This window comes from Oceanihabitans sp. 2_MG-2023 (genome assembly GCF_030547245.1).
Lineage (GTDB): Bacteria > Bacteroidota > Bacteroidia > Flavobacteriales > Flavobacteriaceae > Oceanihabitans.
In genome coordinates this window covers 467207-492960 of the sequence record NZ_JAUOQT010000003.1, presented here as the reverse complement: position 1 = coordinate 492960, position 25754 = coordinate 467207, and the positions used below count along the sequence as shown (strand labels likewise).

The following is a 25754-nucleotide window of genomic DNA, read 5'->3' as shown; positions in this document are numbered from 1 at the left end:
AGTGTTATATTTAATCAATGTTAATCCAAAATATTATAATATGAAAAAAAATTACATTCTTTTTTTTATGATTGGTTTCTTTGTTTGGTCTATAAATGGTCAAATTACATTAACTCAATCTAACGACGCGATAAGTGTAACAGCTGGAGGAGTAGGTTGTTGGAGTCAACCGCCAACAGGAACAGGAGAATATAGAGAAAATTCTTTTTTTAGAGCTTACAATCTAGCAGATTTTAGTGTTACTGAAGATTTTGAAATTTCTTCTGTAGAATATGGTCAAGGAACTGCAGATGATGGTAAATTAATTACTTGTAATATTTACGCTGCAACTTCAGATGATTTGAATACTGCTACTTTAACATTACTTGGTACTGCAACACATATATCATCTTCTGCAGATGATTTAAGTTTAATTAGTGTAGCATTAACAGCAACAATTCCTTCAACAACTGCTACCATTGCTTTCGAAGTTTTAGCAGGAGATAGTGGAACAAATATAAACGAAACTTTTTTTCCAGGGATCAATACTGGAGGCGAAAATGATGATAGTTATTTAAAAGCTACTGCATGTGGAATAACAACACCTACACCTGCAACAGCCATTGGTTTTTCAGATAATCAATATGTTATGAATGTAATAGGTAACATTCTAAGTGTAGAAGAGTTTTCTTTAGATAATAGTATTTCTATTTATCCTAATCCAACGAGTAATATTCTAAATTTAAATGTTTCTAATGCTGTTGCTATTAAAAGTATCGAATTATATAATGTTATTGGTAAACAAGTAATAAAAACAAATGCAACAACTACTTTAGATTTAACTAATCTAGAATCTGGTATTTATATGTTAAAAGTAGATACAGATCTTGGTAGTATAACTAAAAAAGTAATTAGAAGTTAAAAGTTGATTTTTCTTTCCTTATAAAAAAGAGCGTTTTACTAGTTAAAACGCTCTTTTTATGTAATTTTGCATTGTTTTATTATTCAATTCATGGCACAAAAAAAAGTCGCATTTTATACTTTAGGTTGTAAACTTAATTTTTCAGAAACATCTACCATCGCTAGAAACTTTACAGAAGAAGGATTTGAACGTGTAGATTTTAAGGAAGAAGCAGATATTTATGTTATAAATACATGTTCTGTTACAGAAAATGCTGACAAAAGGTTTAAAACCATTGTAAAGCAAGCACAAAAAGCAAATCCAGATGCTTTTGTTGCTGCTGTTGGTTGTTATGCACAATTAAAACCTCAAGAATTAGCAGATGTTCATGGTGTAGATTTAGTTCTTGGTGCTACCGAGAAATTTAAAATCACAGATTACATAAACGACCTTTCCAAAAACGATTTTGGCGAAGTGCATTCCTGCGAAATTGAAGAAGCAGATTTTTATGTTGGTAGCTATTCTATTGGTGATCGAACCCGAGCTTTTTTAAAAGTACAAGATGGTTGTGACTATAAATGTACCTATTGTACAATCCCTTTAGCAAGAGGTATTTCTAGAAGTGATGAACTTGCTAACGTATTAAAAAATGCAAAGGAAATTTCAGAGAAAGGTATCAAAGAAATCGTTCTTACAGGTGTTAATATTGGCGACTATGGAAAAGGGGAGTTTGGAAATAAAAAACACGAACATACTTTTTTTGAACTAGTACAAGCATTAGATCAGGTAGCAGGTATTGAACGTTTACGAATATCATCTATCGAACCAAATTTATTAAAAAATGAAACCATAGATTTTGTTTCTAAAAGCAGGATTTTTGTACCGCATTTTCATATTCCTTTGCAAAGTGGTAGTAATGCTATTTTAAAGTTAATGCGAAGACGATACATGAAAGAACTCTATGTAGATCGTGTTAGTAAAATAAAGCAAGTTATGCCTCACGCTTGCATTGGTGTAGATGTAATAGTTGGTTTTCCAGGAGAAACAGATGAAATATTTCTAGAAACATATAATTTTTTAAATGAACTAGATATATCGTATTTACATGTTTTTACATATTCAGAAAGAGATAATACAGTTGCTGCAACAATGCAAGGAGAAATCCCTAAAAATGTAAGAGCTAAACGTAGTAAGATGCTTCGAGGATTATCGGTAAAGAAAAGAAGAGCATATTACGAAAGTCAAATAGGAAGTTCTAGAACTGTTTTATTTGAAAGTGAAAACAAAGAAGGATATATACATGGTTTTACCGAAAATTATGTAAAAGTAAAAGCTCCTTGGAATCCAGAATTAGTAAATACACTTCACGATGTAAAACTTACTAACATTGATGAAGATGGCATAGTTAGGTTTGCCTACGAAAATATTATGGCTTAAAATAAAAGGAAACTTTAGTAGCCTCTTTTTTAACATTAATTCTATTCCTACTATATTCTTAAACCTACAGGTAACATACTTTTGTATTTTCTGTTTTTTCGAATAAACTTAGCTATTTCAGGACTTGTTGGTACAACACTTAAATTTCTTTCTTCTATATGATTTAAAGCAAGTATAATAAAATCGTTTTGAAAATCTTCAGTAAATATGTTTTCAGGAATAATAAGTTTGGTTAAAAATATTTTTCGTTCTTGAAGCGAGTATTCAATTATTGCTAATTGGTCTTCAATTTTTAATTCAAATTGACGTAAAAAGGCATTGTCAATTAATTCAGCTGCATCAATCATAATTAATTTTTTTAATTCAATGGAAAATTAAGGAGTCAAAACTTTTTTCATAGTTTTGTGCAGTAAATTTACGAAAATTAATCGGTTATTTAAAGTTATTAAGAACTTAAAAACTAATGGATCAAGAACTTATACATGTTTATTTAATGCCGGGAATGGCTGCTAATCCTACTATCTTTGAAAATATAAAATTACCAAAAGATAAGTTTCAAATACATTGGTTAGAATGGATGATCCCTTACAAAAACGAATCTATAAGTGAGTATGCAAAACGTATGACGCTACATATAAAACAAGATAATATTGTTTTATTAGGAGTATCTTTTGGAGGTATCTTAGTTCAAGAAATGAGCAAGCATATTAACTTACGTAAGTTAATTGTTGTATCTTCTGTTAAGACTATGCACGAACTACCAAATCGAATGAAAATAGCAAAGCTTACTAAAGCATATAAAATGTTGCCAACTAGTTTGGCAGGTAATATAGATGCATTAACAAAATATACATTTGGTAAAAGTATTACTAAACGTATTGAATTGTATAAAAAATATATGTCTGTTAATAATAAGCAGTATTTAGATTGGGCTATTGAGCAAGTAGTTTGTTGGGAACAAGATAAACCAATACCAGGAGCCATCCATATTCATGGAGAAAAAGATCAAGTTTTTCCACATAGGCATGTTTGCGACTGTATAACTATTAAAGGAGGAACACATATTATGATCATTAATAAATATAAGTGGTTTAATGAAAATTTGCCACAATTAATATTACAGTAATTTCTGGCGTAAATTTTGCTATTTATTTTTTAACTTTATAAAAAAATTAAGGACTATGAAATGGATTAAAAATACACTGGCTCTTTTTGGGCTGTTAGGTTTATGTACAATGTTTGTTTTTGCTTTACAAGATGCACCAACAGATGAAAATTTTGAAAAGAAAATAATTAACGATTATAACGTTTATGCCTTACAAGTGCCAAGTTATTTAGAGTTTGCCGGTGAGCAAGTGCCTTTACATAATCCAGATATTCTAGAGCGTATGGATAGAGAGTTGTTAGTAAATACCTACTGGCAATCTAATGGTTTTTTAATGTTTAAACGTGCACGAAAATATTTTCCTATTATAGAGCCTATACTTGCAAAACATGGTATTCCAGACGATTTTAAATACCTTGCCGTAATAGAGAGTGGACTAACCAATGCAAGATCGCATGCAGGAGCAAGTGGTGTTTGGCAAATTATGAAAGGCACAGGAAGAGAGTATGGCTTAGAGGTTAATGATAATGTAGACGAACGCTATAATATTGAATTAGCAACCGAGGTTGCTTGTGAGTACTTAAAAAAGTCTAAAGAAAAATTAGGCTCTTGGACACTTGCTGCTTCTGGATATAATGCAGGAATGGCAGGAATGGCAAGAAGACTAAAAGCACAAGACGTTTCTAGTTATTATGATTTACTTTTGGGGGAAGAAACCGGTCGTTATGTATTTAGAATTATAGCTTTAAAAGAAATATTAAGCCATCCAGATAAATATGGTTTTAATTTTAGGGATAAAGATTTATATGGTTATATACCAACCTATAAAGTAGAGGTAGATACTGTAGTAACAGATTTTGCAAACTTTGCAAAAGGATTTGGTATTAACTATAAAATTCTTAAAATACATAATCCTTGGTTACGGGAATCAAAATTAAATAATGCATCAAGAAAAAAATATTTAATTGATATTCCGCATGAAGGATATTATCAATCACAACCATAAAAAAAAAGCCTTGAAATTTTCAAGGCTTTTTTTTATAAATTATTTTAAAAGTATTTCTAACTATCTACTTCTTCTCTTTTGAGATCGCATAGAACCACCTTGACCATAATGTTGATTTGGTGCTTGTGCACGCTTCATATTATCTTTCATCATTTTAATCTGGTCTTTAAGCATATCACGCTTATCTAGTTTTTCTGCTTCTTTTAAAAGCATTTGCGCTTCTTGCTTTCTTCTTTTTGTAAAAGCAATTCCTGCTAAATTTAATTTTGCCATCGCTAAATCATGATCCATAGATAAACCCAAAGTAATCGCTTTTTTAAAACGTTTTTCTGCTTCATTCATATCGGTTTGGCTAACCATAATACCTTTAAGATAATTAAAATAACCTTGCTGTTTTGTAACCAAAGCAGCTTCCGGGTTTTTAATTTTATCTAACCATTTATTGGCTCCTTCAAAATCTTGCTTACGTAATTTTAAAAAAGCTAATAAAATAAATTCGTTTTTAAAGTATAAGAATATAAAGATTAAGGATAATAAAATAAACATAATACCATTACCAATATAGCCTTCTATAAACTGCCAAATAGCTACTCCTACTATGGCTGCAGCAATAATTAATTTAAAATTTTTGTTGTACATTTTTTACTGAAATTTTTGGATTACAAAGAAACTAAATTTTTATGTAAAACACTGCTTTATAAAATTCAAAAAAAATATTTAAATTTAGGTTTGTTAAATAAAAAAGGCTTTGTATATTTGCGCGCAGATTTGAGGAAACTCAATACTGACTAAAATTTATTATTAAGAAGATTTAAAAAGATAAGACAATGCCAAAAAGAACGTTTCAACCGTCAAAAAGAAAAAGAAGAAACAAACACGGTTTTAGAGAAAGAATGGCTTCTGCTAACGGAAGAAAAGTACTTGCACGTAGAAGAGCTAAAGGAAGAAAGAAATTGTCTGTATCAACGGAAACAAGACATAAAAAATAATGATTAACAATTGTTAATATTATAAAGGCGTTACTTAGGTGTAACGCCTTTTTTTATATCTAATAAATATTATTTTTGCAACACACTATAAATTAATACGATGCCAAAAAACACGCAACTAAAATCTATTTTAATTATTGGTTCTGGACCAATTGTTATTGGGCAAGCCTGTGAGTTTGACTATTCAGGAACGCAAGCCTTACGCTCATTAAGAGAAGATGGTATAGAAACCGTTTTAATTAATTCTAATCCTGCAACTATCATGACAGATCCATCTATGGCAGATCATGTATACTTGTTGCCTTTAACTACGAAGTCTTTAGTTCAAATATTAAAAGAACACCCTCAAATTGATGCAGTATTGCCTACAATGGGAGGACAGACCGCTTTAAATTTATGTATTGAAGCAGATGAAAAAGGTATTTGGGAAGATTTTGGTGTAGAAATTATTGGTGTAGATATTGATGCCATTAATATTACCGAGGATAGAGAGAAATTTAGAGAACTAATGCTTAAAATAGGAGTGCCAATGGCACCTCAAGCTACTGCAACTTCCTATTTAAAAGGAAAAGAAATAGCACAAGAGTTTGGCTTCCCTTTAATTATTAGAGCTTCTTTTACATTAGGTGGTGCTGGTGCTTCCTTTGTACATAAAGAAGAAGATTTTGATGAGTTATTAACACGTGGACTAGAAATTTCTCCAATTCACGAGGTAATGATTGATAAAGCGTTAATAGGTTGGAAAGAATATGAATTAGAACTTTTAAGAGATGCTAACGATAATGTAGTCATTATTTGTTCTATAGAAAACATGGACCCTATTGGTATTCATACTGGAGACTCTATAACAGTTGCTCCAGCAATGACATTAAGCGATAAAACGTACCAAAAAATGCGAGATATGGCAATTCATATGATGCGTAGTATTGGTGATTTTGCTGGTGGTTGTAATGTGCAATTTGCTGTAAGCCCAGATGAAAACGAAGACATAATAGCCATCGAAATTAATCCGCGTGTTTCGCGTTCTTCCGCATTAGCGAGTAAAGCAACTGGTTATCCTATAGCAAAAATTGCAGCTAAATTAGCTATTGGTTATCATTTAGACGAATTGCAAAATCAAATTACAAAATCTACTTCTGCTTTATTTGAGCCTACTTTAGACTATGTGATTGTAAAAATTCCACGTTGGAACTTCGATAAATTCGAAGGAAGCGATAGAACTCTAGGACTGCAAATGAAGTCTGTTGGTGAAGTCATGGGAATTGGTCGTTCTTTTCAAGAAGCATTACATAAAGCAACACAATCCCTAGAGATTAAACGTAATGGTTTAGGTGCAGACGGAAAAGGATATAAAGATTACGATCAAATAATTAGCAAGTTGAAATATGCAAGTTGGGATCGTGTTTTTGTTATTTATGATGCCATTCAAATGGGAATTCCATTAAGTAGAATTCATGAGATTACTAAAATCGATATGTGGTTCTTAAAGCAATATGAAGAATTACATATGCTTCAAAAAGAAATTTCTACTTTTAAAATTGATACTATTCAAAAAGATTTGTTACTAGAAGCTAAACAAAAAGGCTATGGAGACAGACAAATTGCGCACATGCTTGGTTGTTTAGAAAGTCAAGTGTATAATAAACGTGAAGAATTAGGTGTAAATAGAGTATATAAATTGGTGGATACTTGTGCTGCAGAATTTAAAGCAAAGACACCTTATTATTATTCTACTTTCGAGAATGATGTAGAAACTGCTGATGGAAAACGTTTTGCAGATAATGAAAGTATCGTTTCCAATAAAAAGAAAATTATAGTTCTTGGTTCTGGTCCAAATAGAATTGGTCAAGGTATTGAGTTCGATTATTGTTGTGTACATGGTGTTTTAGCTGCCGCGGAATGTGGTTACGAAACCATCATGATTAACTGTAATCCAGAAACGGTTTCTACCGATTTTGATACAGCAGATAAACTATATTTTGAACCTGTATTTTGGGAACATATCTACGACATCATTAAGCACGAAAAACCAGAAGGTGTTATTGTACAACTTGGTGGGCAAACCGCTTTAAAGTTAGCTGAAAAGTTAGATAGATACGGAATTAAAATTTTAGGAACTAGTTTCCAATCTTTAGATTTAGCAGAAGATAGAGGGCATTTTTCTAATCTTTTAAAAGAAAACAATATTCCTTTTCCTCAATTTGATATTGCAACCACAGCAGATGAAGCAGCAGCAATTGCAGATGTTCTAGATTTTCCAATATTGGTAAGACCGTCTTATGTTCTTGGTGGACAAGGCATGAAGATTGTAATTAACAAACAAGAACTTGAAAAGCATGTTGTAGATTTGTTACGAAGAATGCCAGGAAATCAATTGCTTCTTGATCACTATTTAGATGGAGCAATAGAAGCTGAAGCAGATGCGATTTGTGATGGAGAAAATGTTTATATTATTGGTATTATGGAACATATAGAACCTTGTGGAATTCATTCTGGTGATAGTAACGCTACATTACCACCTTTTAATTTAGGTGAATTTGTTATGCAACAAATTAAAGACCACACTAAAAAGATAGCATTAGCATTAAATACCGTTGGTTTAATTAATATTCAGTTTGCTATTAAAGATGATATTGTGTACATAATTGAAGCAAATCCTAGAGCTTCACGTACTGTTCCTTTTATATCTAAAGCTTATGGAGAACCTTATGTAAATTTTGCAACCAAAGTGATGTTAGGAGAGAAGAAGGTTACAGATTTCGATTTTAAACCAGAACTTAAAGGTTATGCTATTAAACAACCTGTATTCTCCTTTAATAAGTTTCATAATGTAAATAAAAAGCTTGGACCAGAAATGAAAAGTACTGGAGAGAGTATTCTATTTATAGATAGTTTAAAAGAAGACGAATTCTATAATTTATACTCTAGACGTAAAATGTACTTAAGTAAATAATAATATTGTAGTTTATAACAAAAAAGAGAAGTTGTTTAGCAGCTTCTCTTTTTTGTTATAAGGCTATTTTAAAAACGAGCCCAGTTAATATAGCAATACCAAAGCTAATTAACGTACCAATTAATATATACTCAGTAAGTTTTCGGTGTTTAGACTCTTTAAGATCCCCAAATCTAAATACAGATTTTGCTGTGATTAAAAAACCAACAGCTTCCCAATGGTCTGCTACAATAAAGGTGAACACTAAAATACGTTCTAAAATACCAATATATTTTCCTGCATCTTTTAAAGATTCATTCCCTTTTGTAAGTTTTGAAATATCCCATTTTGTAAAAAGGATTTTCATTAGTATAGCAACTGGTTGCGTTAAAAATGCCAAACAGGTTATTAAAAGAAGGTTTTCTTCTAAAAGAAGTACTTTAAAATCTATTTTTGAATTGGTATAAACAAAATAGGTAATTAATATTACCATAATATGTAGAACTTGGTCAATAAAGAAAAGTAATCGTTTTGTTTTCTTCTTTTGAATGCTAAGTTTAGTTGCATCAATAATAAAGTGCGAAATACCAATAATTAGTACGATTGACCAAAGTGTAAAATCCCAAAGAAGTATAAAAAGTAATAGCACATGTATCAATATGTGCAAATATAATTTTGGAGATTTTAGTTTTTTTACTTCTTTATCTTTTACCCATTTTTCTGGTTGCAAAAAGAAATCACCAATAAAGTGAGCCAATAAAAGTTTAATAAGTAGTATCATATTAAACTGTTTATTTTTTTCTTAAACATGCCATTTAATGCTAAAATTTCTTCCAAATTGGCACGTTTTTGCCTAGTGCTAATAGCGTTTTGGTTAATGCCAATTGTTTTTCCTAAATCTTCTTGTAATGCTTTCGGGTTTTCTAAAGTTAATTTAACAATTTCTGCCGAATTGACTGTCCAATGATCCATACTAATTAGTGCTAGTTTAAAATATAGATTCAACTCCTTATTAAGTATTTCCGATTTTGTTTTAATTTTTAAATTTTGTTTTTCCTTTTTTAAAGTCTCAAAAGTTTCCCCAGAAAAAATAAAGGCTTCGCCATTAGATTCTGTTACATCGTTACCTTGATATGTTTTTTCGCCAATGCCAATAGCCAATCTAACGTCTAATCCTTTTATCATTTTAATTGCTGCTTTTATATAAATAGCAGCTTCAAAACTTTTAAAAGCATCTTTAATTTCTATTTGAAAACTGTCTCCACGATAAATTTCCCAGTGTTTATTGTTTGGTTCTAAATACGATAGACTCTCTTTTAATTGACTAAGCCAAATCTCTGGATTTTTTTGTCCGCGGGATTTGATAATATCCCCTGTAAGTATACTTGTCATTTGTTTTGATTTTTGTTCTCTTTTAAGAGATAACATGATTTATCATCTTATTATGTGATAATTAAAATTATCGCTTTATTGAGTGATAATCAAATATATTCCTTTTTTATGGAATAATCAAACATATTTTTTTATTTGGGAATAATGTAGTTTTACTCTTTTCAATAGCAAAAAAAAGGTTATTTAGAAAAGTGGTCTGGTAAATCAATGCGTACACGGTGATCTTTTAGATCACTTAAATAGTTGTCTAAAGAAAAATCTACATGGTTAAATTCTTCTTGTCTTGCTTTGTGGTTTTCGTTACGGTTTATAGCTTTTAAAAAGCGTACAACTTCTGTTTTGTCATTTAAAATTAGCCCAGGAACAACAACAGATTTACCATTGTCATCTTTTGCAACCATTGTAAAATAAGAAGAATTACAATGTTTGGTTTCTCCAGTTCTTATGTTTTCTGCTTCTACACGAATACCAATAACCATAGAAGTTCTTCCAACAAAATTAACAGAAGCTTTCATGGTTACTAAATCTCCAATTTCTACAGGGCTTAAAAAATCTACTGTATTTACAGAAGCAGTAACACAATAGGTTTCCGAGTGTTTAGAGCCACATGCAAAAGCAATTTCATCCATTAAGCTTAAAATATAACCACCATGAATTTTTCCTCCAAAATTGGAGTGCGAGGGTTGCATTAGTAATGAAATGCTAATACGAGAAGAATCGACTGTTTTAAATTTTTGTTTCATATTAGTATCTATTATTTCGTGAAGTATCTTCTTCCACTTTGGTTATAAAATATTTGGTATCTCCAAGCCAAAAGAAGGTTTTGTAACGTTCAAAATAGCTTAGTTTTACAAACTTGCCTTGTAAATTATTTAAATCTTGAATTACTTTTTCGTTTTTATCTTCCACCGAAAACTTAAAAAATTGCGATTCCGAAACTCCTTGGCTAATTTCGCCTTCCCAAGTTTTAAATAGTACACCTTTACTACTAAACTTTACTAGTTCTCCAGCTCTAACGCCTTCGCTATAGGTTACAAAATAAAGGAAGCAGAAATAGGCTACAAATAGTAATGCAATGGTAATAAATGCTTTTATTAAAAATTTTATCATAGTGTTTACAAGTTAATCGTCTGCAGCAGCTCTTTTAATAATAGTTTCTGGTAGTGTTTTTTTAGCTTTTGCTCCTAATTTTTTAATTTTTTCGACACTAGTAACTAGGTTTCCTTTTCCTTCTACTAGTTTATTCATTGCAGCCGAATAATCTGTTTTTGCTGCATCAATTTTTTTGCCAACACCTGTTAAATCGGTAACTAAACCATGAAATTTATCGTATAAAGCACCAGCTTGTCTAGCAATTTCAATGGCATTTTGTTGTTGTTTTTCGTTATTCCACATACTATCAACAGTTCGTAATGTAGCTAAAAGGGTTGCTGGAGTAACAATTACAATATTTTTTTCAAATGCTTTATTATATAGAGAATTATCGGCATTAATAGCTACAGCAAAAGCAGGCTCTATAGGTATAAAAAGTAACACGAAATCTGGAGATTCAATATCGTATAAATCTTCATATTTTTTTTCAGAAAGCTGATCTACGTGTCTTCTAATTGAATGGATATGTGCTTTTAAAAATGTTTCTCGTTCTTCGTCTTCTGCATTTACATAACGTTCATAATCGGTTAAAGATACTTTACTATCAATAATCATCTTTTTGTTATCTGGTAAATGCAAAACAATATCCGGAAGCACACGCGAACCGTCTTCTCTAGTAAAGTTTTGTTGCACAAAATATTCTCTGTCTTTTTCTAGTCCAGATTTTTCTAATACACGTTCTAGTACCAATTCGCCCCAATTCCCTTGCATTTTACTATCTCCTTTTAAAGCTCTAGTAAGGTTTGTTGCTTCTTTTGTCATTTGCTGGTTTAAATCTTTTAAACCTAATAATTGTTCTTTTAAAGCAGAATGCATACTAATGCTTTCTTTTTGTGTATCGTCTACTTTCTTTTCGAAAATTTGAATTTTTTCTTGTAATGGATTTAAAATTTGTTGGATGTTTTCTTTATTCTGAAGAGTGAATTTTTCCGATTTCGCATCTAATATTTTATTGGCAAGATTTTCAAAATCGGTACGAAGCATTTTTTGTTGTTCTTCTAGTTCTTCATCTCTTTTTAAATTTAGTTTCTGAAGGTTTTCAAACTCGGTATTCTTTCTTGCTAATTCTTGATTTAAGAAATCTTTTTCACGACGGATGCTTTCACGCTCCGTTTCAATTTTAGAAATAGTTTCTCTAAGTTCCTTTAACTGCGCAGTAAACGTGGTGTTTTGTTTTTCGTTTTCGGTACTATGAAACTGTTTAAAATCGTTTAACTGTTGTTGTAAGTTATTATTGCGTTCTTCTAATGTACTCCTTTCGCTTTTACTTTTAAGTTTAGTGAATAGCATGCCTAAATATGCACCAAATGCAGCAGCAATAACTATAGAAATAATAAGAATAATACTGTCGTTCATTTAAAATTGAAGTTTACCCAAAGATAAATTTTTATTCAGAAATAAAACGAATGAATAAGAAATGATTTAACAGTCGGTTATTTATAAAATAGATGTAGAAATTTCAATATCAGCATCCTTCCAAGCAGTATCAAACTCTAGCTTTATTTTGTTTGCTTCATCCAATTTTCCTTGTGCTTTTAAGGATTGATATAAACCCATTAACGACCAACCATTTTGTCTTAAATTTTTTAAATCTTCTTTAAAAACCAACTCTGCTTCCTTGTATTTATTTGCTTGAAGTAAAACAGCACCTAAATTCTGTCTTGGAGGAATATACCATGCCGATGGTTCGTTATATATTAAATTGTCTTCCATTTTTACAGCGCTTTCCAAATGGGTAATGGCAGAGTCATAGTTTCCTTTTAAGGCTTCTAATTCGCCAGCAACTACTTGAAATGCCAATTTAGAAATTGTGGTACCATTATCGAAACCTGTGGCAATTATGGTTTCCATTTCTGGATCTTTAAGGAAACTAGCAATTGCGTCTAATTCTTCTTGCGCATCTTTAATATTGTTTTTTCTAATAAAGGCTATCCCACGTGCATAATGCCAAATCATTTTTAAATGTTTGAGTTCATCATTTGGTTTCGGAATAGTTAAAATGTCATTCCATTTTCCAAATCGCGTATAAGCAAGGAGTGGTGTAGCCGCAAAATTTTGTAAAAAATGAAGTTCTTTTAATTCGCCAGTAGGAACTTTTTCTGCTGTTTTTTTAGCGGCATCTATAGCAATTTCACTGTTTCCTAATAATGTTGCTGCCGACCATAAAAAGTGAATATTATGGGGATAATACCCTAAAGGATACATGCCTTGAGATAAACATTGCGATATATAATCTTCATCTGCTAAAATGGCCTTTTGGTTAGATTCTACAGCATCTTTATATCTACCAACTCGTATATAAATATGCGATGGCATATGTACAATATGTCCAGCTGCAGGCATTAATAATGCTAGTTTTTCTGCGCTTGGAATTGCTAAATCTGGTTTTGGTAGTTCTACCATATGAATATAATAATGATGCGCACCAGGATTATTGGCGTCTAAAACCATCGCTTTTTCAAGTGCTGCTTTTGCTTTATCAATATTTGGTGAAGGATTACCGTCTTTGTCCCAATAATTCCAAGGTACCGTATTCATAACTGAAGCTGCAAATAAGGTGTTGATATTGGTATCTTCTGGATATGTATCCAAAAGTTTAGACATTGCATGCATATAGGCTACATTTAATTCTGGAGTATCTGCAGTCAAATCTTTAGAATATCGATGGGTTAATGCTCCAATGATATCTTGCTCTTTTTTAGTTGCGTTTGTAGCTAATTGTTTCGCTTTGCTTATAGCTTCGTTGTATTTGTTTTTACGATCATCGTCTGGTAAAGGATCGTTAATGTTTGGACCAAGAGTATAGGCTTGACCCCAGAATGCCATTGCTAAATTTGGGTCTAATCTGGAAGCTTCCATAAAAGAACGATGTGCTTCCGCATGATTAAATGCATATGTAAGTCGTAAGCCTTGGTTGAAAAATTGTTGTGCTAATTCATTTTTTGTGCTGACTTTGTACGCATGATTTCCAAGATTTTCAAATAGCGGAGAAATTTGTTTAGTCGTATCTACCGCTTCCAATAAAAATTTTGCAGGGATGCATGTAATAACATCCATACCGTATTTTTTAGAGTAGTCGATTTCTTCTTCTTTATTTAAAAAGAATAAAGGCATTATAGTCACTGTAAGCAGTGAAAATAAGAATAGATTTAATTTCGTTTTCATGGTTTCTATAATTTAGAATACCATTAAAATAAATAGGATAAATTTTAATAAATAGATTTAAGTGTCTGAAAATGAGCAGCATAAATATAGTTAATTTATTTGATAGTTTTAATAAAATTATTTTTTCACTCTAAAAGTACCAGTAGTTGCATCGAAAGAAATCAAATCTTCTGGGAATAATGTGCTAAATGTTCCTTGCTGAATTAAAAGACAAGGCGAATTTGAAGTTACTTCGGTTTTATTCATTACAATCATAGTGTCACATAACTGTATAGCTAAATCTATTTCATGCGAAGAAAATAATATAGTTTTACCTGTTTCTTTTACCAATTTTTGAAGCAGTTTTAAAATATATACTTTGTGGTACATATCTAAATGAGTAGTTGGCTCGTCTAGAATTATCAAATCTGTATCTTGAGCCAAAGCACGAGCAATCATTACTTTTTGAAGCTGCCCATCACTAAGTTCGAAACATTTTTTATGTTTTAAATCTTCAATATTTGTTTGTGAAATGGCGTTGTTAACGATTGTAATATCGGTATTAGATAAATTACCAACCCAATTGGTGTAAGGTTGTCTACCTAAAGCAATGAGCTCGAAAACAGATAAGTTTTTAGAAGAAATACTTTCGGTTAAAACCAAACTCATACTTTTTGCTAAGTCTAAATTGGTATAGTTTTCTAAAGGCTTTTCATTTAAAAAAATAGACCCAGATAATTTGGGTTGTACTTGAGAAATTGTTCTTAATAAGGTAGATTTACCAATACCGTTTCCACCAACTAAACCAATTAATTCTCCTTTTTTTAAGACAATATTTATGTTTGTAGCAATTGTGTTTTCTTCTTTTTTTGAAGTATAACCAATGGTTAGATTTTTGGTTTTTAGAATGGTATGTTGGTTTTTATTTTCCATTAAAAAAGCATCTTTCTTTTTCTTACTAATAACCAAATAACAACAGGAGCACCAATTAAACTAGTAATTGCGTTAATTGGTAATGTATAATCACTATTGGGTATTTGAGCAATACTATCACAAATAAGCATAATAATTGCTCCAAATAAAAACACTGCTGGTAATAATATTTTATGATTAGCCGTGTTAAAGATTTGTCGTGTTAAGTGAGGAATAGCCAAACCTATAAATGCAATTGGTCCCGCAAAGGCTGTTATGGTTCCTGCCAATAAACTAGTTGCGATAATAATTATTAAACGACTTTGTTTAATGTTTAATCCTAGACTTTTTGCGTAATTTTCACCAAGTAATAATGTGTTTAATCCTTTTATAGAAAGGATGCTTATAAGTATTCCAAAGGAATAAATAATGAAAAAAACACCAAGTTCTTGCCAAGATAAATTACCTAGACTTCCAAATCCCCAAAAAATGTATTGTTGTAATTGTTCGGCAGAACTAAAATAGGAGAGTACACTTACAATTGCGGCAGTTATGCTTCCAAACATGAGTCCAATAATAAGTATTGCCATAGTATCTCGCACTTTTGCAGATACAATTAAAACAATTAATAAAACTAAAAAACTACCTAAACTTGCAGCTATAACGATACTCCATTTGGAGATTAGTAAAGTTGCAAAAACACCTCCAAAAACGGAAGCTCCCATAATAATTAAAGCAACACCTAAGCTGGCTCCTGAGGTAATACCTAGTACGAAAGGACCAGCAAGCGGGTTTCTAAATAAAGTTTGCATTAATAGCCCTGAAATGCCTAAGCCAGAACCAACTAAAATAGCAGTGAACGCCTTGGGCAATCTATAAGCTTGTATAATATAATTATCTGTTGTGCCTGTTAAACTTTCAAAAATAGTTTTAAACGGTATAGACACAGAACCCAAACTAATATTTGCAAAAAAGCATATAATTAAGAGAATACTTAATAGTAAAAAAGGGAGTTTATATGTTTTTGTTTCCGGCAATTATTCTAATGGTTTAAAAAAGTAAGGTTTGTAATCTTGTAATACTTCTGGATGACAGATTTTTATAATATCTTTTAATACTAAATCTGGTCTAGCAGTTCCTAATTCATAATAGGTAACACCTCCAGTTTTACCTGTATTATTAACAAATGAAAAAATATTCTTATTGGTGAAAGCATCAAATTTTGTGTAATGTTTACTCGCTTTTTCAAGAGCTTCTAAACTGGAATAATATGACGGGCTTAACCATAATTCGGCTTGTTTCGCTTTTTCATAAACGCTTTCAAAGTTAAGGGCTAAGCTTCCACTTCCAGTGGTTTCGCTCCATAAATAATTTACATTAGCATCTTTTAAAATTTGCGCTTCCGGACTTGTACCATTTGGTAAATACCAAACATCTTTGTGCATAGCTCCACATAAAACGGTTGGTTGCTTTTTTACTTTAGCAGCTAATGTTTTGGCTTCTAAATAGTCTTTTTCAATAGTATTAAAAATAGAATCTGCTTCTTTTTGTTTGTTATAGAGTACACCAAAAAACTTTATCCATTCCGCTTTTGCTAAAGGTGATTTTTCTACCCAGTCACCATTGTAAATTACAGGGATTCCAGATTTTTTAATGGTTTCGAAAGTTTTGTTGTTTCCATCAATTCCAAAACCAACAACAACATCTGGGTTAACGTCTAATAAAACTTCGGTATTGATACCTTCATTTTTACCTAATTCTCTAACCAATCCATTGTCAATGTTTTCTCTTGTTTCTTCAGAAGAAATATAATCACTACCAGGAAAACCAGCCAGTGTTTGTGCAACACCTAGCAATTCTAAAGCAGGAATATGTGTAGTAGATGTTACTACAATTTTTTCAATAGGAATTGTAATTATACCATCAAATGCATCTTTATTTAAAGTGACTTTAGCAGCTAGGTGTTTCGGTACTAATGCATATTTGTATTCTTTTTCGGCTTTAGGCCAAGGGTTTTTTATCGTTAATATTTTAAAATTTTCGTTATGTGTAATGTAAAATCCTTGTGCATAATTAAAATCGGAATAGGCAATATCTTGTTTGTTTTCCGGAATTAGTTTTGCTTCCTTTTTGCAAGAAATAAAGAATAGTATACTACAAAATAGAAGGAAAGTGATTTTTTTGTTTTGTAACATTAGTGACATTTAAACTGATTAAATTCGTGTAAATTTATATAAAATTTTAGTAATGAGAGATGGTTCAAATGTAACAATATATATAGTAGGGGGGATTATAATTGGACATTTTTTAATTGGCTTTATTTATCTTATTTATAAAATGAATAAGAAAAAGTGAGTTTAAATTAGTTTGCATTTAAAAAAGAATCTATTTTTGCCGAGAATTTTGGTTTGACTTCGCAATGATGCAAAGTCGATTAAAAGGGAATCTAGTTAAAATCTAGAACTGTTCCCGCAACTGTAAGCTATAAAGCTTCATGTTAAACTTCAAGTCACTGGAAATAATTTCTGGGAAGACCAACATGAAGACGTAAGTCAGGAGACCTGCCAATTTCAGCATTCAACAAATCTTCGGGAGAAAGATTTCAAGATTATGAAAAAAGGTATTCTATTTTTAATTGGTATTGTTTATAGCTTTCACTGTTTTTCGCAAACAAAGCTTGACTCTCTGCAACATTTAGATGAAGTAGTTTTAAAGTCTGATAGGCACCTAAAAACTTTTTCTAACACACAAAAAGTTGCTACATTAAAAGATACATTATTAAATAGAAGCGCTCCTTCTTTAACCCAGTTGTTAAATAATAATTCGGCTATTTATTTTAAAGAAAATGGCTTAGGTATGGTTTCCTCACCATCATTTCGAGGTACCACAGCACAGCAAACTGCAGTAGTGTGGAATGGGGTTAATATCAATTCGCAATTTAATGGACAGACTGATTTTAATACTATTAATATTCGCAATTTTGATGCAGTAAGTATTAGAAGTGGTGGAGGGAGTGTGCTGTATGGAAGTGGTGCTATTGGCGGTTCTATTCACTTAAATAATAATATCGCTTTTAATGAAGGCTTTAACAATTTTGTTTATACCAATTACGGGAGTTTTAATACTTTAGATTTTGGTGTTAAGTCTGCATTTTCTTCTAAAAAATTTAGCGTCGATGTTGCACTTAGCAGGTCGAGTTCAGACAATGATTACGATTATGTAGATAGTGATAAAACCAATCTTAATGGTGCGTTTTACAATCAGAGTATATCTGCAAATTTTGGATATAAAATAAATGCGAAGAATATTCTGAAGTTGTATACTTATCTATACGATGGCGAACGTGAATTTTCGTTTATATTCGCTTCAGAAACACCTACAAAATACCAAGATTTAAATTCTAGAAATATGCTAGAATGGAATGGTATATATGGAAAATTTATATCTACTTTAAAACTAGTATATCTTTCCGAAAAGTATAAATATTTTGCGAATAGTAATTTTGAAACATTCTCTTTTGGTGAAGCAAAAACCCTTATAGGTAAATACGATTTAAGTTATCGTGTATTTAAAGATGCCATGCTGCAAGGGGTTGTAGATATTACAAATACTTTAGGTAAAGGTTCTGATATAGGTGAAAACGAACGAACCATTTCTAGTTTTAGTTTATTATACAAACAACAAATTAAATCCTTTTTTTACGAAGCCACACTAAGAAAAGAAGTTACTAGTAATTATGATAGCCCATTGCTGTATAGCCTAGGATTGCAATATAAATTTGGGAAGTATTATACGGTAAATGTAAATGGTTCTAAGAATTTTAGAATTCCTACTTATAATGATTTGTATTGGGAAGGAAGTGGTAATACCAATTTAAAACCAGAAACTTCTAAGCAAATAGAAATAGGAAATCAATTAGATTTTAAACACGTCTCTTTTTCTGCAACAGGTTTTTATAATGATATAAAAGACATGATTCGTTGGCTCCCTTCAGGAAGTAACTGGCAACCTATAAATACAGACCATGTAGAAACCTATGGTTTAGAATCTACATTAGATTTAAAATATCATTTAAAAGAACATCAGTTTACTTTAGGAGGAACGTATGCGTATACTGTTTCAAAAAATAAAGAAACAGATTTACAGTTAATTTATGTGCCAAAACACAAGGCAACAGCTACTTTTAATTATCAACGTAATCGCGCTTCTTTTTATTACCAAACACTTTATGTGGGCGATGTTCTTACTTTACAAGACGACGATCCTAAATACATATTAGATGCTTATTTTGTTTCTAATATTGGGCTTTCTTATGCCTTTGGAAAAGAGAAACAATTTACTTTAGGAGCACAAATTAAAAACCTTTATAATATAAACTATCAGAGTGTAGCAAGTCGCTACATGCCTGGAATTAACTATAATTTTTACTTTAACTATAATTTTTAAACAATGAAAAAACAATTCAAATTTTTAGCTTTTACGCTTCTTTTAAGTGTATTAATAACTTCATGTAGTAATGATGATAATGATGATAGCGGTTCTTCAAGCTTAGGAGCATATGATAATGGTTATTTTGTGTTGAATGAAGGAAATGGTAATCCTGCAACAGCATCTGTTACTTTTGTAGGTGATGATGGTATTGTTGTAGAAGATGTGTTTAGACTAGTAAATCCAACAGCAGATGAAATTGGTTCTTACTTACAAGATATCTTTTTTGATGATACTAGAGCATTTATTATTTCTGGATCTGCAAATCAAGTAACGGTTGTTGATCGTTATACTTTTGAATACATAGCAACTATTAATTCTAATTTTTCTGCACCTAGATTTGGTACTGTTGAAAACGGAAAAGCTTATGTCACTAACTCTGCAGAATGGAACACAGGAGCAGATGATTTTCTTACTGTTATCGACCTTAATGATTATTCTACGACAACTATAATTGTTGGTGATTATTCAGAAAAAATTACTTCAGATGATGATTATGTGTATATTTCTAATGGATATTATGGAAGTGGAAATGCGGTAACTATTTTAAATACAAATACACAAGTATTAACTAGTATTGATTTGGGGGTAGGAAACTCTCCAAATTCCATAATAGAAGAAGATGATGATTTATTCTTATTATCTTATGATTATGGATCTAATGGAAAAATTTTTAAAATCAATACAGCTACGAATGCTATTGAAAGTACAATAGATCTTCCAGCTTCATTAGTTGCAGCTAAAAACTTAGTAATAGAAGACGATACTTTTTACTTTACGGTAGACGCTTCGGTTTATAGTGCTTCTATGAGTAGTACTACTATTTCTGATATCGCTTTATTAACGTATAATTCTACATCTACATATGGTGTTATGTATGGGTTTAATGTAGAAGATAATAAAATCTATATTTCCGATGGAGGAGATTTTAACTCTAACAGTAATGTATATGAATACTCTTTAAGCGGTTCTTTATTAAATACAATAACAGTAGGAGTAGGACCAAATAGTTTTCATTTTAATTAATATTACTTAATTATATAAAAAAAAAGCCACTCCGTAGAGTGGCTTTTTTTTAGTTTACATATATTTTAATCTAAATACATACCGTTTTCAAAAGGGTTGTAATCCACTTTATTTTTAATCTTATTAAAATTATTTGTTTTGGTTTGTGCAAACCTTCCGTTTTGTAAAATATGTAGTAATGCTGCAGCTAGTAAAGGTTCACTAGCATCTCCTAGAATACCATAGTTACTTGGATCTTCGTTTATTTCTATAGTTGGTATTAATCCTTCGTTAGGTACACTTACATCTAATTTGTTAACAGTTTTTGCTACTAAAGGTTGTAAAGCATAGTTATGTAAAGGGCTTGCTCCACTTCGTCCAAAGTCTGGTGAATCATATAGCGTAATGGATGCTTGCGATTTCCCTGTAGTTTGTAAACCAATTTGTATCACTTCTAATTGCGAATACGCTTTTAAGCTATTAATAACCATTTCGCTTGCAGAAGCAGATGCTCCAGTAGTAAGAATATATACCTTTTGTAAATTAAGACTGTTAATACTATTGCCATCAAAAGAATTTGTGAATCGATATTCGGTATTACTACTTTGTAAATCGGTGTTATAAATTAGCTTAGCAAAAGTTTCTCCATTAAATTGTCCAGTAATCATACTTCCTAAAAGTGTTGCAGTATTTACAGATCCACCAGGATTATATCGTAAATCTAAAACCAGATGTTGCACATTATTACTAAGTAGTGTAGCAAAAGCATTGTTTAATTGATTGTTAAAATCGGCTGTAAAACCATTGTACATTAAATAACCAACGTTTTGGTTGTTAACTTCTAATATTTCCGTTTTATATACTGGATTTTCTGTAAAAGCCACTTTAGTTAAAGTTGCTGTTTCGTTGGTCGCTTCAATACTGTCATCACTATCATCATTTGGCGTGTTATTATCATTATACGTTGCTAAATTTAAGGTATAACTATCTTGGTTTAATAAAGTGCCTAGGTTATTTTCGGTTAAGGCTACATCATCTACAGCATTAAATATTTGTCCGCGTTGCAATCCTTGAGATTCCGCAGGACTATTGTTTAAAACCAGTTTAATTATTCCAAAAACTTCGGTGTTACTTCCTGGTTCATAGTAAAAGTCAAATTCTAAACCATTGCTTGTTCTTACGCCATCAAAACTTTCTTCTAAGGCAATATAATCATCTGTAATCCAACTAAATCTATCGGTGTTTTGTCTGTCGTAAATTAGATTTTCAAATAATGCCTCAGGAGTTTCAAAAGAGTTTAAATAGCTAGAATAATCGGCATCACTAGAAAATCGATTATCAGCTAAGTCCGGTTTATTTTCTTTATATAAATAGGCGTAATTCATTCCTTTCCAAACAAAATCTTTAATTTCGGAAGCGGTTACAGGGTTGTCATCTAAATCTTCAAAACAAGCTGTACATAAAGTAGCAGCAAAGCATAGAAGTATAATTTTTTTTAAACGTATCATAGCAATAAAGTTTTCTTTTTTTTTTAAAAGTACTTATTTTACCTGCAAATAAAAATTTATTGTAACAAAATGTAAAGTTGTTCGTCGTAATACAAACAGCCCTTACCAAGCAGTTTTAACCAAAACCAAAAAAATGACACAAACTGAGTTTTTACATATTGTAATGCCTTTTAAAGATAAGGTGTTTCGTTTAGCAAAACGATTGCTAGTGTCTAGAGAAGAAGCAGAAGATGCAACACAAGAAGTGCTTTTGAAATTGTGGAAGAATAAAACAAAAATGCAAGAGTATAAAAACGTAGAAGCATTTTCTATGACCATGACGAAAAATTTTTGTTTAGATAAGTTAAAATCGAAACAAGCACAAAATTTAAAGTTAGTACATAGTAATTACCAAGACAACAATACATCTTTACAAAAACAATTAGAATTTAGTGATAGTGTAGATTGGGTTGCTAAAATAATGGAAGATTTACCAGAACAACAAAAGCTGGTAGTGCAATTAAGGGATATTGAGCAGTATGATTTTGACGAAATTGGCAAGATGCTTGATATGAATAATACAGCAGTGCGAGTTGCATTGTCTAGAGCAAGAAAAACAATAAGAGAAAAATTAACAAAAACACACAATTATGGTGTTAGATAATATAGAAGAATTACTAGAAAAGTACGACAATGGCGAAACATCGCTAATAGAAGAGCAGCAGTTAAAAAACTATTTTAAACAAGAGACTGTAGCGCCACATTTAGAAATGTATAAACCAATGTTTGCCTATTTTTCTGTAAGTCAAGAAGAGCAGTTTACAAAAGACGTTCCATTAAAAACTAACAAAAACAATTTGTATAAATGGATTTCGGTTGCAGCAGTAGCAGTTCTTATGTTAGGATTTTATTTTAAATCACCTCTAACTTCTGCAGAAGATTTAGGTACTTATGATGATCCTGAAATGGCATACCTAGAAGTGAAAAAATCTTTAGAAATGATCTCTACGCAGTTCAATAAAGGAGCTTCAAGTATCAATTATTTAGCAGAAGTAGATAATACTACTAGTCTAATTTTTAAAAAATAGAAAACATGTACCTAGCCATCTATCTTATTTTAAAACAAATCTAAAAGAGGAAGAATAGGCGAACACATTTTTACAATTAATAACAAATAAATACTACAAAAATGAATACACAAATAAATAAAATAAGTAAAATGAAAAAGAATGTAATTTTAGTCGCAATGGCTTTATTAATGATGCCTTTAACATCTATGGCTCAAGATATATTTTCCAAATATAGCGACAATGCAGATGTAACCTATGTAAATATTAAACCTAAAATGTTTCAAATGTTAGCAAAAATGGATATCGATTCCGATGATCCTGAAGCAAATGAATATCTTGAAATGGTAAATAGTATTACTAGTTTAAAAACTATAATTACCGAAAAAGGTGCAATTTCTGCAGATTTAACTTCTTGGGTAACCTCTAAAGCAAGTAGTTTAGAAGAATTAATGGAAGTTAAAGATGATGGAACTGTTATTAAATTCTATATCAAAGAAGGAAAAGATGAAGATCACGTAAAAGAGCTTTTAATTTTTGTAAACGGAATTAGTAAACACATGGAAGGATCTGACGTTTCTGTAAATGGTACGCAACGTAAATTTGAAACCGTAATTGTATCTTTAACAGGAGATATAGACTTAAAACAAGTTTCTAAACTTACCAAAAAAATGAATATTCCTGGAGGAGAACATTTAGAAGATAAAAAATAAATAATATATACACATGAAACCATCAATCAAAACAATCTTGTGCAGCTTACTAACAATAACCTTGTTAGTAAGTTGTAACAATAAAGAATCTTTACAAACTTACTTTGTAGATAATCAAGAATCAGCAAGTTTTACAACTGTAGATATACCTACTAGTATTGTAGATTTTGAAAATGCAGACCTTAGTGAAGATGAAAAAGAAGCATATAACTCTATCGATAAACTAAATTTTTTAGGATTTAAATTAGACTCTAGCAATCAAAATACTTATAAAGTAGAAATGGCCAAAGTTGCTTCTATTTTAGCAGATGAAAGATATATAGAACTAGGAGATTTTAATATGTTTGGTTCTAAATTATCTGTAAAATATATTGGAGATAATGATTTAGCAGATGAATTTATTGTATTTGGAAGCTCTAAAGAATATGGCTTTGGTGTTTTACGTATTTTGGGCGACGATATGAGTCCTGCAAAACTGGTACGACTGGCAGAATCAATGAATAAAGGAAAAGTAGACGATGAGCAACTAAAAGGAATTATGAATTTTTTTAAATAATAATTTTAGTTAATTTTCAATAAAAAAAGGCTTACCAAATATTTGGTAAGCCTTTTTTATATGTAATATAAGAGATTATATTCCTGTATAATTACTAGGCGAAATCACTTTTAATTCTTCTTTAATTTCTTTAGATACTTCTAAAGTATCAATAAAATTTGCGATAGATTGTTTTGTTATTTTCTCGTTAGTTCTTGTTAAACCTTTTAAAGCTTCATATGGATTTGGATATGCTTCTCTTCTTAAAATAGTTTGAATTGCCTCTGCTACAACAGCCCAATTGTTTTCTAAATCTTCCGCAAATTTTGCTTCATTCAATAGCAATTTATTTAATCCTTTTAAAGTACTTTTAAAAGCAATTAAAGTATGTCCAAAAGGTACACCAACATTACGTAAAACGGTACTATCTGTTAAATCACGTTGTAATCTTGAGATTGGTAATTTTGCAGATAAATGCTCGAAAATAGCATTCGCTATTCCTAGGTTTCCTTCCGAGTTTTCAAAATCGATAGGATTTACTTTATGTGGCATGGCGCTACTACCAACTTCTCCAGCTTTAATTTTTTGCTTAAAATAATCCATCGAAACATAAGTCCAAATATCTCTATCTAAATCTATAAGGATGGTATTTATTCTTTTTAAAGTATCAAATAAAGCAGCCATATGGTCGTAATGCTCAATTTGTGTGGTTGGAAAAGAATGTTGCAAACCTAGTTTTTCTGCAACAAATGTGCTTCCAAATGCTTTCCAATCTATATTTGGGTATGCTACTTTATGTGCATTAAAGTTTCCAGTTGCTCCACCAAACTTAGCTGCACTTGGTATATCATTTAATAAATTAAATTGTTCTTCTAAACGAACTACAAATACTTCTATTTCTTTTCCTAATCTTGTAGGCGAAGCTGGTTGACCATGTGTTCTTGCTAGCATAGAAACATGCGACCAATCTTTTACTAACTCTTTTAAACGGTTAAGAATTACAAAATATTCTGGAACATATACATCGTTCATGGCATCTTTAATGCTTAACGGAATTGCAGTATTGTTGATATCTTGAGAAGTAAGCCCAAAGTGAATAAACTCTTTATAATCTTGTAAACCTAGTTGGTCAAATTTTTCTTTTATAAAATATTCAACAGCTTTAACATCATGATTGGTAACTTTTTCAATATCTTTAATTGCTAATGCATCTTCGGTCGAAAATTCACTGTAAATAGCTCTTAAATCTTCAAAAATCGATTTGTTTACAGATTCTAGTTGTGGTAAAGGAATTTCGCAAAGTGCAATAAAGTATTCAATTTCTACTAAAACACGATATTTAATAAGTGCTTCTTCCGAAAAATATTTACCTAATTCATCCACCTTATTTCTGTATCGTCCATCAATTGGTGAAATGGCATTTAGTGTGTTTAAAGACATAGTGTGTGTTGTTTTTTAAGAAGTTTCAAATATAGGTTTTTGTATTGCGAATTACGAATTTCGAATTATG

General features: G+C 30.8%; 25 protein-coding genes and 1 riboswitch. Of the genes, 12 read left to right on the top strand and 13 right to left on the bottom strand.

What is annotated here, in order from left to right; all coding sequences use genetic code 11:
- Nucleotides 1-40 precede the first annotated feature (40 nt).
- Both Q4512_RS08915 and mtaB read left to right on the top strand, forming a co-directional pair.
- Nucleotides 41-901, top strand: a complete 861-nt coding sequence (locus Q4512_RS08915; RefSeq protein ID WP_303423931.1) for a T9SS type A sorting domain-containing protein — start codon at nt 41-43, stop codon at nt 899-901.
- 90 nt (nt 902-991) lie between these two features.
- Entirely contained in the window at nt 992-2317 is a 1326-nt protein-coding gene (gene mtaB / locus Q4512_RS08910) for a tRNA (N(6)-L-threonylcarbamoyladenosine(37)-C(2))-methylthiotransferase MtaB (RefSeq protein WP_303423930.1), read from the top strand.
- Nucleotides 2318-2367: 50 nt separating this feature from the next.
- Here the strand turns inward: mtaB and Q4512_RS08905 are convergent, their stop codons facing one another.
- Nucleotides 2368-2664 (bottom strand): N-acetyltransferase, encoded by a 297-nt coding sequence (locus tag Q4512_RS08905; RefSeq protein WP_303423929.1) that lies wholly within the window; start codon nt 2662-2664, stop codon nt 2368-2370.
- Nucleotides 2665-2780: 116 nt separating this feature from the next.
- On the opposite strand from Q4512_RS08905, the gene Q4512_RS08900 reads away from it, so the two are divergent.
- Together Q4512_RS08900 and Q4512_RS08895 are read left to right on the top strand one after the other, a co-directional pair.
- Entirely contained in the window at nt 2781-3443 is a 663-nt protein-coding gene (locus Q4512_RS08900) for an alpha/beta hydrolase (RefSeq protein ID WP_303423928.1), read from the top strand.
- Nucleotides 3444-3498: 55 nt separating this feature from the next.
- A complete protein-coding gene (locus Q4512_RS08895) occupies nt 3499-4428 on the top strand; it encodes a lytic transglycosylase domain-containing protein (RefSeq protein ID WP_303423927.1) in 930 nt (309 codons plus the stop codon).
- Nucleotides 4429-4488: 60 nt separating this feature from the next.
- On the opposite strand, the gene Q4512_RS08890 is transcribed toward Q4512_RS08895, so the two are convergent.
- Nucleotides 4489-5067 (bottom strand): DUF2892 domain-containing protein, encoded by a 579-nt coding sequence (locus Q4512_RS08890; protein ID WP_303423926.1) that lies wholly within the window; start codon nt 5065-5067, stop codon nt 4489-4491.
- A gap of 188 nt (nt 5068-5255) precedes the next feature.
- On the opposite strand from Q4512_RS08890, the gene rpmH reads away from it, so the two are divergent.
- Together rpmH and carB are read left to right on the top strand one after the other, a co-directional pair.
- On the top strand, nt 5256-5417 hold the full coding sequence (gene rpmH / locus Q4512_RS08885; RefSeq protein ID WP_034059443.1) for a 50S ribosomal protein L34: 162 nt from the start codon (nt 5256-5258) through the stop codon (nt 5415-5417).
- Nucleotides 5418-5517: 100 nt separating this feature from the next.
- Nucleotides 5518-8370: a carbamoyl-phosphate synthase large subunit gene (carB, locus tag Q4512_RS08880; protein ID WP_303423925.1), complete on the top strand. Its 2853-nt coding sequence runs from the start codon at nt 5518-5520 to the stop codon at nt 8368-8370.
- 55 nt (nt 8371-8425) lie between these two features.
- Here the strand turns inward: carB and Q4512_RS08875 are convergent, their stop codons facing one another.
- From Q4512_RS08875 to Q4512_RS08835, 9 genes are all read right to left on the bottom strand, one after another.
- The gene (locus Q4512_RS08875) at nt 8426-9130 is read right to left on the bottom strand and encodes a DUF3307 domain-containing protein (RefSeq protein WP_303423924.1); all 705 of its coding nucleotides are present in this window, start codon (nt 9128-9130) and stop codon (nt 8426-8428) included.
- Nucleotides 9127-9741 carry a transcriptional regulator gene (locus Q4512_RS08870; protein ID WP_303423923.1) on the bottom strand — a complete coding sequence of 205 codons (615 nt, stop codon included), beginning with the start codon at nt 9739-9741 and terminating at the stop codon, nt 9127-9129. The genes Q4512_RS08875 and Q4512_RS08870 overlap by 4 nt, the downstream gene beginning before the upstream one ends.
- A 179-nt stretch (nt 9742-9920) precedes the next feature.
- Nucleotides 9921-10484 carry an acyl-CoA thioesterase gene (locus Q4512_RS08865; RefSeq protein ID WP_303423922.1) on the bottom strand — a complete coding sequence of 188 codons (564 nt, stop codon included), beginning with the start codon at nt 10482-10484 and terminating at the stop codon, nt 9921-9923.
- A 1-nt stretch (nt 10485) separates the two neighbouring features.
- Nucleotides 10486-10851, bottom strand: coding sequence for a 6-phosphogluconate dehydrogenase (locus tag Q4512_RS08860; protein WP_303423921.1), 366 nt, complete (start codon nt 10849-10851; stop codon nt 10486-10488).
- A 12-nt stretch (nt 10852-10863) separates the two neighbouring features.
- Nucleotides 10864-12249 carry a DNA recombination protein RmuC gene (gene rmuC, locus Q4512_RS08855; protein ID WP_303423920.1) on the bottom strand — a complete coding sequence of 462 codons (1386 nt, stop codon included), beginning with the start codon at nt 12247-12249 and terminating at the stop codon, nt 10864-10866.
- An 81-nt stretch (nt 12250-12330) separates the two neighbouring features.
- Nucleotides 12331-14058 (bottom strand): M48 family metallopeptidase, encoded by a 1728-nt coding sequence (locus Q4512_RS08850; RefSeq protein WP_303423919.1) that lies wholly within the window; start codon nt 14056-14058, stop codon nt 12331-12333.
- A 117-nt stretch (nt 14059-14175) separates the two neighbouring features.
- A complete protein-coding gene (locus Q4512_RS08845; RefSeq protein ID WP_303423918.1) occupies nt 14176-14970 on the bottom strand; it encodes an ABC transporter ATP-binding protein in 795 nt (264 codons plus the stop codon).
- Complete coding sequence (locus Q4512_RS08840) at nt 14970-15986, bottom strand: iron ABC transporter permease (protein WP_303423917.1); 1017 nt, start codon at nt 15984-15986, stop codon at nt 14970-14972. Before Q4512_RS08840 ends, Q4512_RS08845 begins: the two co-directional genes overlap by 1 nt.
- Nucleotides 15987-17144 (bottom strand): ABC transporter substrate-binding protein, encoded by a 1158-nt coding sequence (locus tag Q4512_RS08835; RefSeq protein WP_303423916.1) that lies wholly within the window; start codon nt 17142-17144, stop codon nt 15987-15989.
- 192 nt (nt 17145-17336) lie between these two features.
- A riboswitch (cobalamin riboswitch) is annotated at nt 17337-17533 on the top strand.
- A 26-nt stretch (nt 17534-17559) separates the two neighbouring features.
- Here Q4512_RS08835 and Q4512_RS08830 point away from each other — a divergent pair.
- The gene (locus Q4512_RS08830; protein WP_303423915.1) at nt 17560-19395 is read left to right on the top strand and encodes a TonB-dependent siderophore receptor; all 1836 of its coding nucleotides are present in this window, start codon (nt 17560-17562) and stop codon (nt 19393-19395) included.
- 3 nt (nt 19396-19398) lie between these two features.
- On the top strand, nt 19399-20463 hold the full coding sequence (locus Q4512_RS08825; RefSeq protein ID WP_303423914.1) for a YncE family protein: 1065 nt from the start codon (nt 19399-19401) through the stop codon (nt 20461-20463).
- Between the two features lie 65 nt (nt 20464-20528).
- On the opposite strand, the gene Q4512_RS08820 is transcribed toward Q4512_RS08825, so the two are convergent.
- Complete coding sequence (locus Q4512_RS08820) at nt 20529-21950, bottom strand: S41 family peptidase (RefSeq protein ID WP_303423913.1); 1422 nt, start codon at nt 21948-21950, stop codon at nt 20529-20531.
- A 133-nt stretch (nt 21951-22083) separates the two neighbouring features.
- Between Q4512_RS08820 and Q4512_RS08815 the strand changes: the two genes are divergently transcribed.
- The 4 genes from Q4512_RS08815 (at nt 22084) to Q4512_RS08800 (ending at nt 24265) form a co-directional block, all read left to right on the top strand.
- A complete protein-coding gene (locus Q4512_RS08815) occupies nt 22084-22593 on the top strand; it encodes an RNA polymerase sigma factor (RefSeq protein ID WP_303423912.1) in 510 nt (169 codons plus the stop codon).
- Entirely contained in the window at nt 22580-23017 is a 438-nt protein-coding gene (locus Q4512_RS08810; RefSeq protein ID WP_303423911.1) for a hypothetical protein, read from the top strand. The genes Q4512_RS08815 and Q4512_RS08810 overlap by 14 nt, the downstream gene beginning before the upstream one ends.
- A gap of 131 nt (nt 23018-23148) precedes the next feature.
- Nucleotides 23149-23709 carry a DUF4252 domain-containing protein gene (locus tag Q4512_RS08805; RefSeq protein ID WP_303423910.1) on the top strand — a complete coding sequence of 187 codons (561 nt, stop codon included), beginning with the start codon at nt 23149-23151 and terminating at the stop codon, nt 23707-23709.
- 13 nt (nt 23710-23722) lie between these two features.
- Nucleotides 23723-24265 (top strand): DUF4252 domain-containing protein, encoded by a 543-nt coding sequence (locus Q4512_RS08800; RefSeq protein ID WP_303423909.1) that lies wholly within the window; start codon nt 23723-23725, stop codon nt 24263-24265.
- 75 nt (nt 24266-24340) lie between these two features.
- Here Q4512_RS08800 and purB read toward each other — a convergent pair whose 3' ends face one another.
- Nucleotides 24341-25684: an adenylosuccinate lyase gene (gene purB, locus Q4512_RS08795; protein WP_303423908.1), complete on the bottom strand. Its 1344-nt coding sequence runs from the start codon at nt 25682-25684 to the stop codon at nt 24341-24343.
- Nucleotides 25685-25754 lie beyond the last annotated feature (70 nt).

What these genes read in the sequence shown, in the direction of transcription:
- Q4512_RS08915 (WP_303423931.1), top strand. Translation starts at nt 41, where the DNA reads ATGAAAAAAAATTACATTCTTTTTTTTATGATTGGTTTCTTTGTTTGG.
- mtaB (WP_303423930.1), top strand. Translation starts at nt 992, where the DNA reads ATGGCACAAAAAAAAGTCGCATTTTATACTTTAGGTTGTAAACTTAAT.
- Q4512_RS08905 (WP_303423929.1), bottom strand. Translation starts at nt 2,664, where the DNA reads ATGATTGATGCAGCTGAATTAATTGACAATGCCTTTTTACGTCAATTT.
- Q4512_RS08900 (WP_303423928.1), top strand. Translation starts at nt 2,781, where the DNA reads ATGGATCAAGAACTTATACATGTTTATTTAATGCCGGGAATGGCTGCT.
- Q4512_RS08895 (WP_303423927.1), top strand. Translation starts at nt 3,499, where the DNA reads ATGAAATGGATTAAAAATACACTGGCTCTTTTTGGGCTGTTAGGTTTA.
- Q4512_RS08890 (WP_303423926.1), bottom strand. Translation starts at nt 5,067, where the DNA reads ATGTACAACAAAAATTTTAAATTAATTATTGCTGCAGCCATAGTAGGA.
- rpmH (WP_034059443.1), top strand. Translation starts at nt 5,256, where the DNA reads ATGCCAAAAAGAACGTTTCAACCGTCAAAAAGAAAAAGAAGAAACAAA.
- carB (WP_303423925.1), top strand. Translation starts at nt 5,518, where the DNA reads ATGCCAAAAAACACGCAACTAAAATCTATTTTAATTATTGGTTCTGGA.
- Q4512_RS08875 (WP_303423924.1), bottom strand. Translation starts at nt 9,130, where the DNA reads ATGATACTACTTATTAAACTTTTATTGGCTCACTTTATTGGTGATTTC.
- Q4512_RS08870 (WP_303423923.1), bottom strand. Translation starts at nt 9,741, where the DNA reads ATGACAAGTATACTTACAGGGGATATTATCAAATCCCGCGGACAAAAA.
- Q4512_RS08865 (WP_303423922.1), bottom strand. Translation starts at nt 10,484, where the DNA reads ATGAAACAAAAATTTAAAACAGTCGATTCTTCTCGTATTAGCATTTCA.
- Q4512_RS08860 (WP_303423921.1), bottom strand. Translation starts at nt 10,851, where the DNA reads ATGATAAAATTTTTAATAAAAGCATTTATTACCATTGCATTACTATTT.
- rmuC (WP_303423920.1), bottom strand. Translation starts at nt 12,249, where the DNA reads ATGAACGACAGTATTATTCTTATTATTTCTATAGTTATTGCTGCTGCA.
- Q4512_RS08850 (WP_303423919.1), bottom strand. Translation starts at nt 14,058, where the DNA reads ATGAAAACGAAATTAAATCTATTCTTATTTTCACTGCTTACAGTGACT.
- Q4512_RS08845 (WP_303423918.1), bottom strand. Translation starts at nt 14,970, where the DNA reads ATGGAAAATAAAAACCAACATACCATTCTAAAAACCAAAAATCTAACC.
- Q4512_RS08835 (WP_303423916.1), bottom strand. Translation starts at nt 17,144, where the DNA reads ATGTTACAAAACAAAAAAATCACTTTCCTTCTATTTTGTAGTATACTA.
- Q4512_RS08830 (WP_303423915.1), top strand. Translation starts at nt 17,560, where the DNA reads ATGAAAAAAGGTATTCTATTTTTAATTGGTATTGTTTATAGCTTTCAC.
- Q4512_RS08825 (WP_303423914.1), top strand. Translation starts at nt 19,399, where the DNA reads ATGAAAAAACAATTCAAATTTTTAGCTTTTACGCTTCTTTTAAGTGTA.
- Q4512_RS08820 (WP_303423913.1), bottom strand. Translation starts at nt 21,950, where the DNA reads ATGATACGTTTAAAAAAAATTATACTTCTATGCTTTGCTGCTACTTTA.
- Q4512_RS08815 (WP_303423912.1), top strand. Translation starts at nt 22,084, where the DNA reads ATGACACAAACTGAGTTTTTACATATTGTAATGCCTTTTAAAGATAAG.
- Q4512_RS08810 (WP_303423911.1), top strand. Translation starts at nt 22,580, where the DNA reads ATGGTGTTAGATAATATAGAAGAATTACTAGAAAAGTACGACAATGGC.
- Q4512_RS08805 (WP_303423910.1), top strand. Translation starts at nt 23,149, where the DNA reads ATGAAAAAGAATGTAATTTTAGTCGCAATGGCTTTATTAATGATGCCT.
- Q4512_RS08800 (WP_303423909.1), top strand. Translation starts at nt 23,723, where the DNA reads ATGAAACCATCAATCAAAACAATCTTGTGCAGCTTACTAACAATAACC.
- purB (WP_303423908.1), bottom strand. Translation starts at nt 25,684, where the DNA reads ATGTCTTTAAACACACTAAATGCCATTTCACCAATTGATGGACGATAC.